Raw genomic sequence first — 17,173 nt, forward strand, 5'->3', positions numbered from 1 at the left:
CACCCCACACCCCACACCCCAAAAAAACAACCCGCGGCACTTAACCGCGAGTTATTTTTGCTTAAAATCGGATAATTAGGGCTTCCTGAATAATGGTAAAACCCTTTTAAAATAAGGCTTTTGACCTGTTAAAATCCGATGTTACTGCCAGAAAATAGGATTGGAACCTTCAAAAACCTTGCATTATCCTTATTGTAGTACATCAATTAGTACAAAGAAAGAGAGCAACAAAGCCTGAAACGACCGGCTCCTGACTCCTGACTCCTGACTCCTAACCCCACCAAGAAACTTTTTCAGCAAACCCTAGTTACTGAACGGTAATCGTTCCGACCATACCAGCGCCGCGATGGGGTTCGCAGTAGTAGGTGTAAGTACCCGGTTCGCTGAAAGTGCTTTCAAAGGACTCACCGGCGGAAAAAGCCAGACCTTTATGGGATAATTTAGCAGCCTGGGCTTCGGGAACTTTGGTGCTATCGAAAACTATGTTATGGGGAGAAAGTTTGTTATTGACCCATTTCACCGTATCTCCTGCTTTAATAGTGAGGGCGGGGGGATCAAATTGTAGTGTACCTGCATCACCGCCCATCTTCACCGTGAAGGTTTCCGCAGCAGCGGCGGCAGTGTTGAAGAAGAAGCTAGAGACGACTAGCACCAGGGTAGCGACCAATAAACCTAATTTTTTCATGCTTGTTAATCCTTTACACGAGGGAAGATGACAAGTTTGACAGCCTGTCTTTTGACAAAAAAGTAAAAGTTTGCTTTTAACTGTCCCATTGATTCATTCTACACCAAGTTTGACAGCTTGTCTTTTGACAAGAAAACCGGTTTTTTCTGACCATGGTTGGGGAATTTCTTAAGAAATAGAGGAGAACCAATCGTGAAAAGACTATTAATTTCCCTGTGCTTGCTCTTGGCTGTGGTTACATTCGGTATGACTCGTCCCGCTTTAGCTGATGGGGCTTCGATTTTCAGTGCTAACTGCGCTTCCTGCCACATGGGCGGTAAAAACGTGGTTAATGCCGCTAAAACCCTGAAAAAAGAAGATTTAGTTAAATACGGCAAAGATTCCGTGGAAGCTATCGTTACCCAAGTTACCAAAGGTATGGGGGCGATGCCTGCTTTCGGTGGTCGTCTCAGCGCTGAAGATATCGAAGCTGTAGCTAACTATGTCCTCGCTCAAGCGGAAAAAGGCTGGTAAAAATTAGTTATCGGTGGCGAGTTATCGGTTATCAGTCTGGTAAGAATTGTAGCGATCGAAATTCTTGGGTCATTTGCTGGCTTAAAATAGCTAATGGTTCATCTCGGGACAAGGTTGTGAAATTGCGATCTTTTTTCTATATTTTAGGTGCGACGGTAATCATTCTCCTAGGAGTCGCTACAGCCAGTTTTGCTTGGATTCTCGCCGATAGTCCTCTGTCTTTGCTCAAAGGTGGGGTGCTGCGGGAACCGATGGCGGCGATTTTTGTGCCGAAACAGGCCCCGGTTATGGTATCCTTGCTGGTCAATCCCGAACGTTTAGAGTCTTTTGGTCAATTAATCGCTACACCGGCTAATCGACGACGTTCCCACCAAGAAATTAAAGATTTAGAAAAAAGTCTCCTCGGTAAAACGGGTTTAAATTATCAAAAGGAAATCAAACCCTGGTTAGGGGAGGAAATTACTCTCGCTGTTACTTCCCTAGATTTCGATCGCGATACCGATAATGGTATCCAACCGGGTTATCTTTTGGCAATTCAAAGTAAAGATGGTGAACGCGCTAAGGAATTTCTGCAAGCTTCCTACTCAAAACAGGCGGTTTCGGGCAAATTTGACCTTGTTTTTGAACTCTACAAGGGAGTTAACCTAATCTATCAACGTCCCTTGACCGCAGGAGATAATAATCGTTTTCTCGCTAGTGCCGTGGTGGGTGATACGGTGCTTTTTGCCAATAATATCAAGGTTTTGCGCGAGGCACTTAATAACGTGCAAGTACCGGATTTAAACCTAAAAAATAGCCCTGATTACCGAGAAGCTCTCAAAAATATCACCGAACCGCGTATAGCTATCGTTTACGGCAATTTACCTCCTTTATCGGCTTGGATCGCTAATCAACCCGTCCCGGAGAGTCCCGAAGCAAAACAACGATTAGCCACGGCTTTTACCCTCAAATCCGGGGGAATAGTCGCTCAAACCGCCTTAATTGGGGTTTTAGGACAGGATGACCAAGCACCAATTTTATCTAGTCCCGTGGGAGCATTATCTTTTATCAGCGAAAATAGCCTTTTAGTTGCCGCTAGTCGGGATTTAAATCGTTTTTGGACTCAGGTAGAGGAGGGGTTAGAAGCAGATAGTCCCCTACAGGAATTAATAACACAGGTCTTAAACCGCTTCCAGTCGCCTTTAGGTTTAAATTTACCTGAAGACGTTTTTAGCTGGGTTAGAGGCGAATATAGTCTCGCTCTCGTGCCTAATTCAAAGGGGATGGAACCCGATAGTGTTTTTGTAGGGGAACGGCTGATGGGAGTAGAGGTGGACAGTGCGATCGAGCATTTGGATGAGTTAGCCCGCAGTCGCGGCTATAATGTGGTTAATCTGCCTTTACTCGATCGAACGGTGACAGCTTGGACAAAGTTAACCACGGCGGTCCCGGGAGGAAAAGCGCAACTAGAGACGCTCGTGACGGGAGTGCATACTAGGGTCGATAATTATGAAATTATCGCTAGTTCTGTGGAAGCGATGGGTTTAGCTTTATCTGCCCAGAAAAACCCCATTTTAAGTAGTGGTAAGTTTCGACAGGCAATTACTGCTCTACCCGCAGAAAATGATGGTTATTTTTACGTCGATTGGCGACAATTGCAACCGGTAATCGAGGCAAAATTCCCGATCGTGCGGGTGTTAGAATTATCGATTAAACCTTTATTTAATAATCTGCGTTCTCTTACTATTAGCAGCCAAGGCAGTGAAAATTCTGTGCGTCGGGGAACGATTTTCTTTAATCTGGGAGTGAAGTCTTAATCAGTTATCAGTTATCAGTTATTAGCATATTAGGTTTCTTCTAACTCCTTCATCTGCGAGGATTGTGACTGGGAATCTTATAATTTTTGTGGGATAGGTTTGCAATCCATCCTAACTAATGATAGCTTGCCGATTAGGGATAATAGGTACATCCAGAGGTGCAGGTTTCGCAGATTTCGACGGCATGAAGATTGGGTAAACCAGCTTTTGCCAATTTTTCATAGATCCAGCGCGATAATTCTTCACTGGTGGGATTTTCTAAACCAGTGGTTTCATTGAGATAATGATGGTCGAGAAAATTATCGAGTAGCGGCTGTAAATATTGTTTAATTTCGCCAAAATCCATCACCATTCCCTGTTGTGAGCCTTGGCACTGTAAATGATTACTTTTAACATAGATGCGTCCTAGCCAACTATGACCGTGGAGACGACGACATTTACCTTCGTAGTGGGGTAAATGATGGGCTGCTTCAAAGCGAAATTCTTTGTAAATAATCCATTCTGCCATGGTTAATTGGTTGATACTGTCGGTTAGATCTGGTTTATTTATTTCGCCACCGATAGTTATCCATTCTAGTCAAAACTTTAGTATTCTTAGTCCATAGTAATACCAAATTTCTAAATCCATGACAGACATCCACGCTCGAATGCTTGCCAAGCTTGCATTCGTTGTGACGCAAATAAAGAAAAATGGTATAAGCTGTGAGTGTATCTAAGTTACTCGTCAAGACTGTCTATGAGAAGAGAGCGTGGAGAGGGAGCCAGAACATTTATACTAAAAGGCTTAGTACATCTGGCTTGCTGAATAAATCTGAAATATCGACGAATTAAGGGTTTTAGGGTCTTGTTTCGCGAAACAGATGCAAGATTTTGAGTCCTGCAGGGGCAGCGATAACCGATAATCAGCGCGGAGACAGAAGAAGGCTCCGATTCCCGCTTAATATTCATTGACGAACAGTCTCTAAAGGTGTTACCGGTAACAGCAGCTACCCAATTTTTCTTGATATTTGCTATGCTGATTCTTAACAATTTGTAATCTTTGGGAAATTTCCTTAATACTGCATGGTCGTTTCTGCTACAATCCCACCCCTAGCTCAAGATACCCTCGCCCTGAAAGCGGTGTGGGCAAATATTGGCTATGATAGTTGTCCCCACCATTACAATTTCCATCTTCACACCCATTGTTCCGATGGTCAAATGACTCCCCAAGGCTTTATGAGACAAGCGTTAGACATCGGACTAAAAGGATTAGCAATTACCGATCATCACTCGATCGAAGGTTATCGACAAGCCCAAATTTGGCTAGAAAATCAGCATTTAAAGAGTTCTCTACCCCATCTCTGGACAGGGGTAGAAATTACGGCGAATCTCTTAGACACAGAAGTGCATATTCTTGGCTATGGTTTCGATCCTGCTCACGTCGTCTTGACTCCCTATCTGCAAACAACCAAACCAGAAGGAGATCTGGCTTTAGCCTCTAGAGTCATTAAAAGTTTACAGCAAGCGGGGGCTTTAGTAGTTCTCGCCCATCCCTTTCGTTACCATCGCCCCGCGGCCGATTTAGTGGCAGCGGCGGTAGAATTGGGTATTGATGGTATTGAGGCTTTTTATGCCTATGGCAATCCCAAACCTTGGCTACCCAGTCAACCGGAAACCGAACAAGCGCTCGCTCTGAGTCGTCAATATCAATTATTTGCCACCTGTAGCACCGATTCCCACGGTAAATCTTTATTACAGCGCATTTAGCCTGATCGCAGGATTAACTGTAAAATACTTAAAATTAACTAAACTCGACCCCTTCTTGATCGAGTGTTGGTTTTTCATGGCCGTTGATCAGTGATCAGTAATCAGTAACCAGTAACCGGTGAAAGAGCCTAAATTTGTTGAAAATTGAAAACCTAAACCTGATAACTTAAAACTTAAACCTGATCACTGATAACTGATAACTGATAACTGATAACTGAATAACCCCCTGAATGAAAGATTTATTCCTATACACTTGCTGGTTAATTCCCATTTATGGCTTAATTGGTTCGATTTTAACCTTGCCTTGGTCTTTAGGCATTATTAGTCGCACCGGTCCGCGGCCGGCCGCTTATATTAACCTATTGATGACCGTCTTAGGATTAATACACGGATCGATCGCCTTTAACCAAATTTGGCATCGAGAGACGATTAAACTGGCTTTTGAATGGGTAAAAGTGGCCGATCTTAGTTTATCCCTTTCGATCGAACTTTCTCCCGTCAGTTTGGGGACGTTGGAACTGATTACCCTCATCAGTCTCTTGGCCCAAATCTATGCCCTTGGCTACATGGAAAAGGATTGGTCTTTGGCGAGATTTTATGGCTTAATGGGCTTTTTTGAGGCAGCTTTGGGGGGAATTGCCCTCAGTGACTCCCTACTATTCAGTTACGCTTTCCTAGAGATGTTAACGGTCTCTACCTATCTCCTCGTCGGTTTTTGGTATGCTCAACCTTTGGTCGTAACCGCGGCCCGAGATGCCTTTTTAACCAAGCGCGTCGGCGATATTATTTTATTGATGGGTTTGGTGGCTCTGTCTAGTTACGGAGAAGGATTGAGTTTTTCTCAGTTAGAAAATTGGGCAGTAAATAACCCTGTACCGCCTCTGACGGCGACTTTGTTAGGATTAGCCCTTATTGCCGGTCCAACGGGTAAATGCGCCCAATTTCCCCTGAATTTGTGGCTAGATGAGGCGATGGAGGGACCAAATCCAGCCGGAATCATGCGGAATTCGATCGTGGTTTCGGCGGGGGCCTATGTTTTAATTAAGCTGCAGCCGGTGTTTACCCTATCTCCGATCGCTGCTGATGTTTTAATAGTTTTGGGGACAATGACGGCAATTGGTACTTCTCTGATGGCCTTATCCCAAATTGATATTAAACGGGTTTTATGCCACTCCACCAGTGCCTATCTCGGTTTGGTCTTTATTGCGGTGGGATTAGGTCATGTGGATATCGCTTTACTAATTTTATTCTCCCATGCGGTGGCAAAAGCCTTATTGTTTATGAGCGCAGGAGCCTTAATTCTCACCACCAGTAACCAAAATATCACGGAAATGGGGGGAATTTGGGCAAGAATGCCCGCCACGACCATGGCTTTTTTAGGTGGTTCTGCGGGGATGACGGTTTTAATGCCCCTGGGGATGTTTTGGACGTTAAAACGGTGGTTAAGTGGCGAATGGGCGATTCCTTGGTGGTTATTAGCGGTTTTAATCTTTGTTAATTGTCTTAGCATCATCAATCTTACTCGGGTCTTTCGTTTAGTCTTTTTGGGACAAACCCAAAGTAAAACCCATCGCACCCCGGAAGTGGCTTGGCCGATGGCTTTGCCCATGGTAGCCTTGATTTTAATCGTTTTATTGGCCCCGATTATTCCCCTACGTTGGGATTTTTGGCTATCTTTCACCAATCCTCTCGTTAATAACCAGAGTTTCACCATTGTCTGGGGTTTTCCCTTATTGATGGCCTCTGGGGTAATTGGCCTAGTCATCGGGTTAATGGTAGAGTTAAGACGAGCTTGGGCGAGACCAACCGGGTTAATCCTGCGATTCCTGCAAGATTTGTTCGCTTATGACTTCTATCTTGATCGCATCTATCAGTTTACCGTGGTTTTAGCGGTGGGGAGCTTGTCCAAAATTACCGCTTGGCTCGATCGTTATATTATTGATGGTCTGGTTAATTTAGTCAGTTTAGCGACGATTTTTAGCGGCAGTGCCTTAAAATATAATGTTTCCGGTCAATCGCAATTTTATGTCTTGACTATTCTTTTCGGAATAGGGGGATTAATCTGGCTCTTATTAAACGGTCAATGGTCACTGATAACTAATTATTGGTCATCCCTTTTGACTCATTGAACCTCTGTGTATTGGTCCCTAGTCTCCCGGCAGCTGACTAGGGAAGGAAAGCAGGGTGATAAACTTGACATCCTCGCCGCCCTAAAAGTGCGGCGATTCCTAAACCTCACGATTTAAGTTTCTGCTTCCACCACCGTCGCATACCACAGTTAAAAAACCATGTACTGTCTTACACAGAGTCCACAGACTTTCGCCCCATTTCAGAAGCCCGATTCCGTGTGTCCCACGGTACGTTGACCGCCTATAGCTTCTTGTACTTGTTGCGCGCGACTTTTTACCCGGCCAAGCTTTTCTGGTCGGAACCCCCTAAGCCGAGTTTTCAAGGTGCTGCGCCGTCCACTTGGTTTTCGAGACTGGCCTTTTAATTCTAACGTAAAGCCAACCTAGAACGGCGGGGTTTCAGACCCAAAATTTCCGATGATCGACGAGGAAAAAATCTCCACTTGGTCTATTTGTGTTATAATGGGTTGGTTAAAAATGCTGGTGTAGCTCAGTGGTAGAGCAGCTGATTTGTAATCAGCCGGTCGCGGGTTCAAATCCCATCACCAGCTTCTGGGAAAACCAAATGTTTTCAGTCCCGACAAAGCTTTGGTGGCTTGTTTCGCAGCAAGGTTTACTGATTCTGTCGGTCTTTTTTGGTCATTGTTGGGTCAGTTGGTAATGATTCGGTAGTAGTGGCGTAGCCCTCTTGCCTACCTGGTATGAATTGTGTAAAATATTTATTAATAAAAATAATTGGAACCCGATCAGTCTTTAAACCTCTAGCTTGATCATGACTTTTCTGATAAATATCTTTTTCTGGCTCCTGTCTAGCTTACTCAAATATCACTCTAGCACCGAAGAAAATCCCCCCCCCTAGTTCACCTCTATTCCCCTGTCCTAATTGTGGTTCTCACCATACTATCAAGAATGGTTCTATTCATAATGGAAAACCCAAACGTCAATGTAAAGAATGTGGTCGTCAGTTTGTGATCAATCCCACTAATAAAACTGTCTCTGACGAAACCAAACAATTAATTGATAAACTCTTACTCGAACGAATTTCCTTACGAGTAATTGCTAGAGTAACAGGGGTAAGTTGGTCATGGTTACAAAATTATGTCAACAGTAGTGCGATCGCACCATCCGTAACTTGTCCCCTCACCTCTGAAAACCCATGCTATCCTTGAGGTATTGCCCCAAAATCCTCAAATCAAATCGTTATGAACGATGCTGACCTAGATACCAATTCTCCTTTATTGCAAACCCTTCAGACACTACCTGTCCAACAACAATAAGAAATTCTCGATTTTTTGGAATCTATAGTCAATCAACACCATCAAACCCAAATAACCCAAACAGGTAGAATTGCAGTATTATATCAAGGTCAAGGCTGGATCAGCGATGACTTTAACGAACCCCTAACCGATGAACTCTTGCCGCCAACTTAACCCATGCAACTTTTATTAGATACCCATAGCTTTATTTGGTGGTCAATTAACTCAGAAAAACTATCACTAACCGGGCAAGATTTGTTATTTGATCGAAATAATCGCTTGTTTTTAATCGTTGCTAGTGTCTGGGAAATGCAAATAAAACTGCAACTGGGAAAATTACAACTTAACCCATCTTTACAGGAATTAATTAAAAATCAAATAACCATTAATAATCTAGAAATACTTTCTATTGATCTAGCTCATATCTGGACACTAGCAACCCTTATCCACTATCATAAAGACCCCTTTGATCGACTTTTAATATCCCAATCAATAACCGAAATTATGCCTATTCTGAGCATTGATGAGATATTTGACCTTTACCCCGTTCAAAGAATTTGGTAAATTTCCCAACATGTTAGGCGATCGCTCACCTCGCAGCTAGGTCAAGCAACACCCCCACCCAACGTCAAAGGCAGACAACAGAAGGATACACATCCCCAAAAAACAACTGTGTCAAAAGCTACAATTTAATCTCTTCGGGTCTAATTCCCCGCCGCTCGCGGCGTACAATAGAAAAATGAGTGAATACATCCATAAGAGCCATAATGTAAGTGTTTTGCTATATCATTTAGTGTTCCCAGCCAAATATCGTAAAGCCGTTTTCGACGAACAGGTAGATAGCTTGTTGAAAGAAGTCTGTCTAGAGATGGAAAAACGATACGAGATAAAGTTTGTAGAAATTGGAGTGGATAAAGATCATGTGCATTTTCTGGTGCAATCAGTACCGACCTATAGTGTGACAAGGATAGTGACAATGATTAAAAGTATAACGGCGAGAGAAATTTTCAAAAAGTGTCCTCAAGTGAAAAAGCAGTTGTGGGGAGGAGAGTTTTGGAGTGATGGATATTACGCAAGTACGGTAGGAAAGCATGGGGATGAAGGTATGATAGCGAGATATGTAAAAGAACAAGATAAAGAATACCTGCAGCTACACCAAAATCTACAATTGAGTCTATTTTGATTCTGATACCCCGTCCGCTTGCGGCGGGGTAGTTCATTAAATCTTTACATTCCTCTCCCTAGCTTAGCGATTCACAGAGCAAGGATTCTCAGGTGTTTTCCCCTGTTTTACTGCTTCTCAGACGAACTATCCTTTTCCGTGAGGGATTGTGGCGCAGTGTGTCGGATTCGCCTTTGCCTTCTCTCTTGACTGATCCTCAACTCGATCGCAAACTAAATTAAACAGGATTACCTCGCACCAGCCAGATGATAGAAATAATTGAATATGGCTAAATTACCAGAGGAAACCCTAACTAGCATTTTTGATCTACTGTGTCAACTGGCAGAGCAGATAGAATCAGAAGAATTAAGCCTAAACAGTAGCTCTCTTTCATTGTAGGCAAAAGGGGAAAGGTTTAAGAAAAAATTATCATCTTCCCCTTGCCAGACTTCTGCAAGCAGTCTATTAATTACGGGCTGCTGAAAAAGTTTTTCGTGGGATGTGGGGTGTAGGGTTTTACCGATTTTGAGGGGGTCAATTACCTAATTTTCAGGGAAAAAGTCCAGGAATTTTACCCCCGATCACTCCCAGATATGGTACTTTTTGATTGACAAAAAGTCTAAAAGTCTTACCCAACAAGGTTTTTAGATTTATTCAGCAAACCCTAATTACTATTTTCTTCAGGAGGAGAAGGTGATAAAACAGGAGGAGCAATCGGTTCAATTTTATCCTCATTAACCGGGGGATTAATCGCCTCTGGAACAGGAGAAGGGGAAGGAGAAGGAGAAGGAAGGGGAGAAACTTGAGGACTTGGATCTGTTTCAGGAAGGGGAACAGGAATAGGAATTACTTCTTCTGGGGTGGGACTAGGAGTTAATTCTGGAGTCACTTCTGGACTAGGAATCACCTCTGGGGTAGGAGTGGGGGATGGGGTAGGAGTTGGGGAATAAATGGGAGTCCGTCGGCGAGAAGGTCGTCGGATAGGGGGAAAATCTTGGGAGGGAGGAGGAATGATCTCAGGACTAGGAGAAGGTTCGAGGGTTGGTGATGGTTTGATTTCCTCATTTTTGGGTAAAAGAGCCATAAATCCCCGATATCCCAGGGCAAAAGCTCCAATTGTCACCGCAAAAATCAGCAAAATCCGCAGCCAAGAATTCTTTTTTTCCCCGGAATTGGGTTGAATAACCACAGTGGGGGAGACGGTTGGTTTTTGGGGTGTAGAGGACTTTAATCGGGGACTATGGGGAGAAACTGCGATAGTCGGTTGGGTGGACAAATCCGGGGATATTTCTGCCAAAGCTGCCAACATTTCCCTAGCAGTAGCAAACCGATCCCGGGGATGAAAACGGATCGCTCGATCGATTACCATAGCTAAATTAGGATTAACATTTTCTGCCTCCTGTCGCCAGAGAATTTCCCCCGTGCGCGAGTCAGTTTCTAGATATTGGGGAGTTTTTCCCGTTAATAAAAAAATCGCCGTTAAGCCTAGGCTGTAAAGGTCACTAGAAAAGACCGGTCTCCCGGCAGCCTGTTCCGAAGCCATATAACCGGGGGTGCCAAGGGCGATCGAATAGGCACTTTTTCCCGTAGGATCGAGTAAGGTGGCGACTGCTTCTTTCATTACCCCAAAATCGATCAAAACGGGCAAATTATCACTATTTCTTAAGATAATATTATCGGGTTTCACATCCCGGTGAATAATGCGGCGACTGTGAATAAAATCAAGAACAGGCAGTAAATTCTCTAAAATCGTCCGCACTACCGAGGAAGATAAATTTCCCTGACGTTGCTGTTTTTGGGTTAGTGTCTCCCCTTCAATCCACTCCTGCACCAGATAGAAGTGATTATCTTGGGCAAAATAACCGTACAAACGGGGTATTTGGCGATTTTGCTCTCCCAATTCCTCTAAAACGCTTGCTTCTTTCTGAAAACGTTCTTTTAACCATTCTGGCATCTCCTCACTTTGAATGGCCGGCTGCAATTTTTTAATCACACAGCGCCGTTGAGAAGGCATATTCGTATCGATAGCGATATAAGTTTCCCCAAATCCCCCCCTAGCAAGGGTGCTAACAATTTGGTAGCGATTGTTTAAAAGCACTAGATTCATTACCCTGAGAGTGCAAGCGTGGTCGTAAATTGTTCCTAGACTAACATTCTTTCGTTAAGGAAAAAGTCAAGGGAAAAACTAGAGTCAAGTCTAAGGAATCCAGCGACGGATTTTCGTCCACAAAGGTGCATTATCTTGGCTGCTCATCTCCTGAAAACCTTGATAACAATCGTAGGCGCGATTAAGATGGGCAGTGATTTCTGTAGCATTGGGATGGGAATTGCGATCGGGATGCCAATAACACAAGAGAGTTTTATAATTATTCTCAATCCGGCTAGTGGTGCTAAAAGGAGTAATCCCCAAAACTCGCCACCAAACGGGATTAGGCGACTCCATAATCATCACGGCCAAGGAACGAGGCGAAGGATAGAGAATTTGGGCGATTAATGACCAATCTGCTCCATAACAGAGCCGATAAACCGCTTTAACCCGCTCTTTTCCCAACTGTTCACAAGCTTGTAAATGCCATTGACGAAAATCCCTCCGCATCTGCTGATGAGTTCGCAAATCTCGCCGGGCAAATCTGCCCTCAGCTAGTTTATTAGTCCCGATAGTGTTAAAGTTACCATTAGCGATCGCTTTTAGATCCCAGTAAAGATGATAAAAAGGATCTTGACCCAAGGCGAGACTTTCCAGAATTTCCTTAGCGTAACCTCTAGCCGGATTTAACCGCAATAATTCCCGTAATTCCCGACAAAACTGCTCATTTTCGGGCATACCGCGCCATTGCCAATAATTAACATCCGGTTTTGCCAGAGACTGCCTATATACACTGCGCCACACCTGCGGAACAGTACAGGCGATCGGGGTAGCCAAGGGAGTAGCCAGAGGACAAAATTGACCCTTTAAAGAGCTTTCAGGAGCATCTTCTAGCAAACAAGCAAGATGATAGGCGGGATGACTACGGGGCTTTTTTTGGGGGCTAATAAACCAAAAAGCCGTTAAAATGAGAATTAAGTACAAGAGTAAAGAAAGAATTTGCTCCGCCATCGCAACTTTTAGTTAGTCTGCTCAGTTACCCGAAGAATTATAATTGGTGCTATGGTCGCTGAAAAGTTCTTTGTATCTCAGCTGATTGTCAGAAATCCACAAAACGGGGTGATATGCTAAAAGTTTCCCCATATCCTTACTCTAAGGATTGTTGTTGGCAAATTTTCTTTATAGTTAATAGTTAGCTTGCCATCTTTACGCTCAAAAATCTGAGTTCATAGACTTATATAGTCTCCAGAGTAAAATTAACCAAAGGGTAATTTCATGAAATTGCTAATAAAAATAATAAAAAACTTTCTGAAATTGTTCAAGTCAGAAGTTACTTCTCAAGAGTTAGATATCGCAGAAGGTTTGGAGTACCTAAAAAAAACCTCTGACTCCGACAATAAAACATGGGAATTGTTTCAATATTTTCGTAGTGAAATTCAACATGAACATAGCTTATTAATGGGTCGTGTAACTTGGTATATTACTTGCCAATCTTTTTTACTAACTGTATATGCTATTACTTACAGCAATAGCAAAGGACCAAACTGGTTTTCTAATCTTTTGCTACCGAGCCTAGCAATTATTGTATCTTTTTTGTCTTATTTTATGATTCAGGGTGCTACAAAAACTATTGATATGTGGGGGAAATTACGTTTCAAATTAGTTAGTGAGAATTCAAGATTAAACCCTGTTCTTATTCCTCGATGGCGTTCAAATGCTCCTAAAGATGACCCTATTCATTTGAGAGCACTTTGGTTTCCTCAGTTTATTTCAATTCTTTTTGTAGTCATTTGGGTGCTGATTGCATATTTTTCTTGGAGGTTTCCTTGGCTATAACTACCAGCGATCGCCGCTATGGTAGATATGGTAAAGTGCGTTCCCTAATGCAAGTCCTACCGCTGCAGCGATCGATTTTAGGGAACACACCATGGTCATTGATTCAAGTAAATGATAATAATCTAAAAACGTCTAGGCACAGCGACAGACGGGAGTGCGATCGAATTTAGACAAATATGGGGGCATTTTACCTTACTTTTTGGAGCCGTGATCTGTGGGCAATATGACATGATTAATAGAAGAAACAGGGAGTAAAGACCATGACTACCTATCAAGATGTTCGCCGGCAAGTGGAGAATCTCACCCCAGACGAGCAACTTCGCTTGTTAAAAGAGTTAGCTGTAATGGTACGTCGCCCTATGCTTGTTAAGCCCAAGCATAGCATTATGGAACTAGAAGGACTAGGAAAAGAAATCTGGAATGGACTTGATGCTCAAGAGTACGTTAATCAGGAACGAGCCTCATGGAATGGCTAATGCAACTACAAGGTCAAGTTGTGGGTTTGGATACCGCGCCACTCATTTACCTGATCGAGCAAAATCAGGTATATTTAGGGCTTGTTCGTGCCTTTTTTGGGGCGCTAATTCGAGGCGAGTTTCAAGTTGTTACCTCTACGTTGACGCTGACGGAAGTTTTGGTGCATCCATTACGCTCAGGCAATGTAGAACTTGCCTGCCAGTATCGTGATATTCTTCTCAATCAAGAAAACTTAATTACAGTACCTATTTCTGTTGAGATTGCCGAAGTTGCCGCCCAGTTAAGAGCAAGACAAAACTTGCGAACTCCAGACGCAATCCAGATTGCCACTGCTATGGGAGAAGGTGCTATGTTTTTCTTGACCAATGATGCCCGTTTAGCTGCTGTCCCAGATTTAAAAGTTTTGGTTTTGGATGCTCTGTAACAGTACGCCAATCTGGTAGAGTTCGTTCCTTGAACATTGATTAAAGTAAATGATAATAATCTAAAAACGTCTAGGCACAGCGACGGACGAGAGTGCGATCGCTTATGATGGGGTTGTAAATTTTTGTTACGAAGTGCAGATATGGTAGGGTGCGTTCCCTCATGCGAGTCCTACCGCTGCAGCGATCGATTTTAAGGAAACCCAACATCCTCACCTGTGACTATGAAAGGGTATAATAAGTTTACTTAAGGTCATCAAAGAGGTAACAAAACCTTAATGGAAAGTCGTATCCATATTCATCCAGATGTTTGTAATGGAAGACCTGTGGCTCTCCTGGTTTTCGTGTGTTAATTTTTGTTATAAATTAAAGCAAGCAAACAGCTTAAGTCGAAGATGTTCAAAATTGGTAAATCCATAACTCATTCTTTTAATAAGCTTGATTTTGGTATTCATTCCCTCAATTAATCCGTTGGTTGTATGATTTTCAAAGTAATTACAAATACCAGGCAAATGCTTCTGGATCATGCTGGCACTACTTTGATATAATATCCCACCTATTCTTATCCATTTTTCCAATTTTCTCTCAGCACCTCTGAACGTTCTACTACTTTGATAAATTTGTCTAATTTCTTCTTTCATTTCCCAGGCTATTCCCAAGCAGGGATGTTCTTTCAGGATAACTTCTAGTTGTTGTTTTTGCTCGTCCTTTAAGTCCTCTTTATTCTTCCATAATAAATGAGGTAAGGCTCTTCGTTACTTGTTATGGTTCGATAGGGGGGCATAAATCAACAAAATCTTTATCTGGTAAGGGATTTAATTGATTAGTTCGCTTTAGATAAAAAACAATTGACAAAAATCGCCCAATGTCTTTCTCTATAAGGGTTCCATCCCTTATAACTCCCGTCTATTGCATAAGACAAACCGAAGAACCTGAGGTAATCCTTTTTCATGCACCCCCATTAACTTTCTCAATTTATTAAGCTCGTCATTAATGATAGCCATTACATGAAAACGGTCATAGATGATTTTAGCATTGGGAAATAATTCCTTGATCACTGCTGTAAATCCTGACCACATATCGACGCTCACTTCTTTCACCTTCTCCCGAACTGCGTCTGGCTGTGCCTTTAAGGCTTCCATTAATTCTTCTTGCTTATGTCCTTTAATCACATCTAGTAAAATTTTTTTGTCCAGATCTACGACCGTTGTTATGAAATCTTTATGTCCTTTTAAGTTACTAAATTCATCTAAGCTTATTCGTTCTGGTGCTTCCCACTCTTCCTTTTCTAGTTCTTTAGCACAGGGATTAAATATTAACTCAACTTCTTCCCATCCGGCTCTTCGGTTTGTGTTATGCAATGGACTGGGGTTATAGGGGATGGAACCCTTATGTAGAAAGGCATTTGGCGATTTTTGTCAATTGTTTTTCATCTAAAGCGAACTCATCAATTAAGTCTCTTGCCAGGTAAGGATTTAGTCAATTTATGCCCCCCTATCGAACCATACCAAGTAACGAAGAGCCATATTTCTACTGTCCGACGCATTGATTCGTCTGCAATCCCTTCTGGCTCGATGGTTTGCAGTATCTCTTCTCCTGATTTCTTGCTCGAATCTAGTTTTTGCGTCATGTGTCATATTCTATTATATTGCGTGTCTCTTGCTTACCTTTTTTTCTCTACTACCCCTACTTATTGAGCGGATACCTGCAATTTACAATCATTTTTCTCAATTTAGGAAATCACTAATAAAAAGATGTGATCAAGGTCGCTTTTTTGGGGAACTTCGGTCTTGCATTTACTGGCAAGAATTTTAACAACCTAAAATTATTTATCCAAATATTTGCAAACGAAATGAATTTGCATGGGATGAATTAGGTTATTATACTAATCAAAAGGCATTTATTATTTCTTCTAGCGATAAGGTTTTACTAGCAGTCCTTAACTCTAATGTGGTTATGTTCTTGTTTAAAAATCTATTATCAAAATTACAAGGTGACTTTTATGAGCCAAGTTCTATATTCATGAAAGATTTCCCGATTCCTAATGCAACTGAATCACAACGTACAGCAATAGAAAAACTTGTGAAAAAATGTCTTGATGCCAAAAAAGACGATCGCAATGCTGATACGAGCGAATTAGAAAAGCAGATCGATCACTTAGTTTACAAACTCTATCAACTCACCTATAATGAAGTAAAAATCATTGATCCAGAATTTGCCCTAACAGAACAAGAATATCTGGACTTACCCTAATTTATTCTCCCTTTTGCCTCTTGCATGAGTGCCTCATCTCAACAAGCAATTTAAATGCGCGGGCAGCTTAATTTCCGGCCAACTAGCTACCACCGAGGCCAGTTTATCCAAATCCCGACGATCTTCGATAAAGGGAAAAACACCTAAAACCGGACAATTAGTCAAGGATTGAATTAAATCGATCGGTGTTAACTGCTCTATTTCCGTCTCCGTGCGCGGTTCGAGACAATTAAGGATAATTCCGCCCAAATTGACCTTTTTCTGCTCTGCTAGGGCAATATTAGCCACCGTCTGGGAAATCGCCCCCAATTTCACCGGCACCACCAAAAGGGTTTTTAACCGCCATTGAGCCGCTAAATCCGCCACAGTTAGCTCGTGGGTGACAGGACAACCTAAACCCCCCAAACCCTCAATTAAAACCAAATCTTGGCTTTTTTGTAGGTTCAGCAGAGCTTGCCACACTGTCCCCAAAGGAATATCTCGACCTTCCAAATCAGCAGCCACAGGAGGCGCTAAGGGTGCTTGATATTGCAGCGGTGTGATCATTTCTAATTGACCCTGAAATAAGCCCTCATACCATTCTTGATCGCCTTGACCCGTTTGCATTAATTTCATCAGCCCCAAGGCCTTGGATGGATAGTATTTTTGCCAATAAGCCACTAAAGCAGTGGTGACAACGGTTTTACCCGCATCGGTATCCGTAGCCGCAATCAAAAGACTATTCATAAAACTCCTGGGCCAAGTCAAGATCAGATAAAATCACCAATATTTATCATCTTATCTCCCATCATCCCACACCCCACACCCCACAC

The 17,173-nt window shown here is 42.5% G+C and carries 17 protein-coding genes, 1 tRNA gene and 4 pseudogenes; 15 read left to right on the forward strand and 7 right to left on the reverse strand.

The window, feature by feature from the left end; all coding sequences use genetic code 11:
- Positions 1-307: 307 nt before the first annotated feature.
- Complete coding sequence (petE, locus tag IQ224_RS13810) at positions 308-685, reverse strand: plastocyanin (RefSeq protein ID WP_002762125.1); 378 nt, start codon at positions 683-685, stop codon at positions 308-310.
- Between the two features lie 192 nt (positions 686-877).
- Between petE and petJ the strand changes: the two genes are divergently transcribed.
- Both petJ and IQ224_RS13820 read left to right on the forward strand, forming a co-directional pair.
- Positions 878-1,198, forward strand: coding sequence for a cytochrome c6 PetJ (petJ, locus tag IQ224_RS13815; RefSeq protein WP_194033088.1), 321 nt, complete (start codon positions 878-880; stop codon positions 1,196-1,198).
- 116 nt (positions 1,199-1,314) lie between these two features.
- On the forward strand, positions 1,315-2,994 hold the full coding sequence (locus tag IQ224_RS13820; protein WP_194033089.1) for a DUF3352 domain-containing protein: 1,680 nt from the start codon (positions 1,315-1,317) through the stop codon (positions 2,992-2,994).
- 133 nt (positions 2,995-3,127) lie between these two features.
- Here the strand turns inward: IQ224_RS13820 and queD are convergent, their stop codons facing one another.
- Entirely contained in the window at positions 3,128-3,502 is a 375-nt protein-coding gene (gene queD, locus IQ224_RS13825) for a 6-carboxytetrahydropterin synthase QueD (RefSeq protein ID WP_002746894.1), read from the reverse strand.
- Between the two features lie 554 nt (positions 3,503-4,056).
- Here queD and IQ224_RS13830 point away from each other — a divergent pair.
- The 7 genes and pseudogenes from IQ224_RS13830 (at position 4,057) to tnpA (ending at position 9,308) form a co-directional block, all read left to right on the forward strand.
- Complete coding sequence (locus IQ224_RS13830) at positions 4,057-4,740, forward strand: PHP domain-containing protein (RefSeq protein WP_194033090.1); 684 nt, start codon at positions 4,057-4,059, stop codon at positions 4,738-4,740.
- Positions 4,741-4,970: 230 nt separating this feature from the next.
- Complete coding sequence (locus IQ224_RS13835; protein WP_002746889.1) at positions 4,971-6,869, forward strand: NAD(P)H-quinone oxidoreductase subunit F; 1,899 nt, start codon at positions 4,971-4,973, stop codon at positions 6,867-6,869.
- 479 nt (positions 6,870-7,348) lie between these two features.
- A tRNA-Thr gene (locus IQ224_RS13840) sits at positions 7,349-7,420 on the forward strand.
- 294 nt (positions 7,421-7,714) lie between these two features.
- Positions 7,715-7,975 (forward strand): annotated as a pseudogene (locus tag IQ224_RS24175) (IS1 family transposase); the annotation flags it as partial.
- A gap of 186 nt (positions 7,976-8,161) precedes the next feature.
- Entirely contained in the window at positions 8,162-8,299 is a 138-nt protein-coding gene (locus tag IQ224_RS24180) for a hypothetical protein (protein ID WP_002746879.1), read from the forward strand.
- 3 nt (positions 8,300-8,302) lie between these two features.
- A complete protein-coding gene (locus tag IQ224_RS13855) occupies positions 8,303-8,689 on the forward strand; it encodes a type II toxin-antitoxin system VapC family toxin (protein WP_002746877.1) in 387 nt (128 codons plus the stop codon).
- A 175-nt stretch (positions 8,690-8,864) separates the two neighbouring features.
- Positions 8,865-9,308: an IS200/IS605 family transposase gene (gene tnpA, locus IQ224_RS13860; RefSeq protein WP_002740761.1), complete on the forward strand. Its 444-nt coding sequence runs from the start codon at positions 8,865-8,867 to the stop codon at positions 9,306-9,308.
- A 643-nt stretch (positions 9,309-9,951) separates the two neighbouring features.
- On the opposite strand, the gene IQ224_RS13865 is transcribed toward tnpA, so the two are convergent.
- Positions 9,952-11,394 (reverse strand): serine/threonine-protein kinase, encoded by a 1,443-nt coding sequence (locus IQ224_RS13865; protein ID WP_194033091.1) that lies wholly within the window; start codon positions 11,392-11,394, stop codon positions 9,952-9,954.
- A 90-nt stretch (positions 11,395-11,484) separates the two neighbouring features.
- The gene (locus tag IQ224_RS13870; protein ID WP_194033092.1) at positions 11,485-12,384 is read right to left on the reverse strand and encodes a J domain-containing protein; all 900 of its coding nucleotides are present in this window, start codon (positions 12,382-12,384) and stop codon (positions 11,485-11,487) included.
- A gap of 264 nt (positions 12,385-12,648) precedes the next feature.
- On the opposite strand from IQ224_RS13870, the gene IQ224_RS13875 reads away from it, so the two are divergent.
- The 4 genes from IQ224_RS13875 to IQ224_RS13890 all read left to right on the forward strand — a co-directional run bounded on the left by IQ224_RS13875 (position 12,649) and on the right by IQ224_RS13890 (position 14,110).
- Complete coding sequence (locus tag IQ224_RS13875; protein ID WP_194033093.1) at positions 12,649-13,209, forward strand: hypothetical protein; 561 nt, start codon at positions 12,649-12,651, stop codon at positions 13,207-13,209.
- On the forward strand, positions 13,200-13,379 hold the full coding sequence (locus tag IQ224_RS13880; RefSeq protein ID WP_194033094.1) for a hypothetical protein: 180 nt from the start codon (positions 13,200-13,202) through the stop codon (positions 13,377-13,379). Before IQ224_RS13875 ends, IQ224_RS13880 begins: the two co-directional genes overlap by 10 nt.
- A 90-nt stretch (positions 13,380-13,469) precedes the next feature.
- Positions 13,470-13,685 carry a hypothetical protein gene (locus IQ224_RS13885; RefSeq protein ID WP_002746864.1) on the forward strand — a complete coding sequence of 72 codons (216 nt, stop codon included), beginning with the start codon at positions 13,470-13,472 and terminating at the stop codon, positions 13,683-13,685.
- Positions 13,673-14,110, forward strand: a complete 438-nt coding sequence (locus IQ224_RS13890; RefSeq protein ID WP_194033095.1) for a PIN domain-containing protein — start codon at positions 13,673-13,675, stop codon at positions 14,108-14,110. Before IQ224_RS13885 ends, IQ224_RS13890 begins: the two co-directional genes overlap by 13 nt.
- Positions 14,111-14,467: 357 nt before the next feature.
- Here IQ224_RS13890 and IQ224_RS13895 read toward each other — a convergent pair.
- A pseudogene (locus IQ224_RS13895) lies at positions 14,468-14,854 on the reverse strand (transposase); the annotation flags it as partial.
- Positions 14,855-15,049: 195 nt separating this feature from the next.
- Positions 15,050-15,445, reverse strand: a pseudogene (locus IQ224_RS13900) (transposase); the annotation flags it as partial.
- A 490-nt stretch (positions 15,446-15,935) separates the two neighbouring features.
- Here IQ224_RS13900 and IQ224_RS25025 point away from each other — a divergent pair.
- Positions 15,936-16,136, forward strand: a pseudogene (locus tag IQ224_RS25025) (TaqI-like C-terminal specificity domain-containing protein); the annotation flags it as partial.
- Between the two features lie 54 nt (positions 16,137-16,190).
- Entirely contained in the window at positions 16,191-16,361 is a 171-nt protein-coding gene (locus IQ224_RS25030) for a hypothetical protein (protein ID WP_196219952.1), read from the forward strand.
- Between the two features lie 33 nt (positions 16,362-16,394).
- Here IQ224_RS25030 and bioD read toward each other — a convergent pair whose 3' ends face one another.
- Positions 16,395-17,087, reverse strand: coding sequence for a dethiobiotin synthase (bioD, locus tag IQ224_RS13915; RefSeq protein WP_002746845.1), 693 nt, complete (start codon positions 17,085-17,087; stop codon positions 16,395-16,397).
- Positions 17,088-17,173 lie beyond the last annotated feature (86 nt).

It is taken from the genome of Microcystis sp. LEGE 00066 (genome assembly GCF_015207925.1).
GTDB lineage: Bacteria > Cyanobacteriota > Cyanobacteriia > Cyanobacteriales > Microcystaceae > Microcystis > Microcystis ichthyoblabe_A.

Coding starts and splice junctions, on each gene's coding strand:
- IQ224_RS13835 (WP_002746889.1), top strand. CDS start 4,971: ATGAAAGATTTATTCCTATACACTTGCTGGTTAATTCCCATTTATGGC.
- tnpA (WP_002740761.1), top strand. CDS start 8,865: ATGAGTGAATACATCCATAAGAGCCATAATGTAAGTGTTTTGCTATAT.
- IQ224_RS13890 (WP_194033095.1), top strand. CDS start 13,673: ATGGAATGGCTAATGCAACTACAAGGTCAAGTTGTGGGTTTGGATACC.
- IQ224_RS13865 (WP_194033091.1), bottom strand. CDS start 11,394: ATGAATCTAGTGCTTTTAAACAATCGCTACCAAATTGTTAGCACCCTT.
- IQ224_RS13885 (WP_002746864.1), top strand. CDS start 13,470: ATGACTACCTATCAAGATGTTCGCCGGCAAGTGGAGAATCTCACCCCA.
- bioD (WP_002746845.1), bottom strand. CDS start 17,087: ATGAATAGTCTTTTGATTGCGGCTACGGATACCGATGCGGGTAAAACC.
- IQ224_RS13855 (WP_002746877.1), top strand. CDS start 8,303: ATGCAACTTTTATTAGATACCCATAGCTTTATTTGGTGGTCAATTAAC.
- IQ224_RS13870 (WP_194033092.1), bottom strand. CDS start 12,384: ATGGCGGAGCAAATTCTTTCTTTACTCTTGTACTTAATTCTCATTTTA.
- IQ224_RS13830 (WP_194033090.1), top strand. CDS start 4,057: ATGGTCGTTTCTGCTACAATCCCACCCCTAGCTCAAGATACCCTCGCC.
- petE (WP_002762125.1), bottom strand. CDS start 685: ATGAAAAAATTAGGTTTATTGGTCGCTACCCTGGTGCTAGTCGTCTCT.
- IQ224_RS13875 (WP_194033093.1), top strand. CDS start 12,649: ATGAAATTGCTAATAAAAATAATAAAAAACTTTCTGAAATTGTTCAAG.
- queD (WP_002746894.1), bottom strand. CDS start 3,502: ATGGCAGAATGGATTATTTACAAAGAATTTCGCTTTGAAGCAGCCCAT.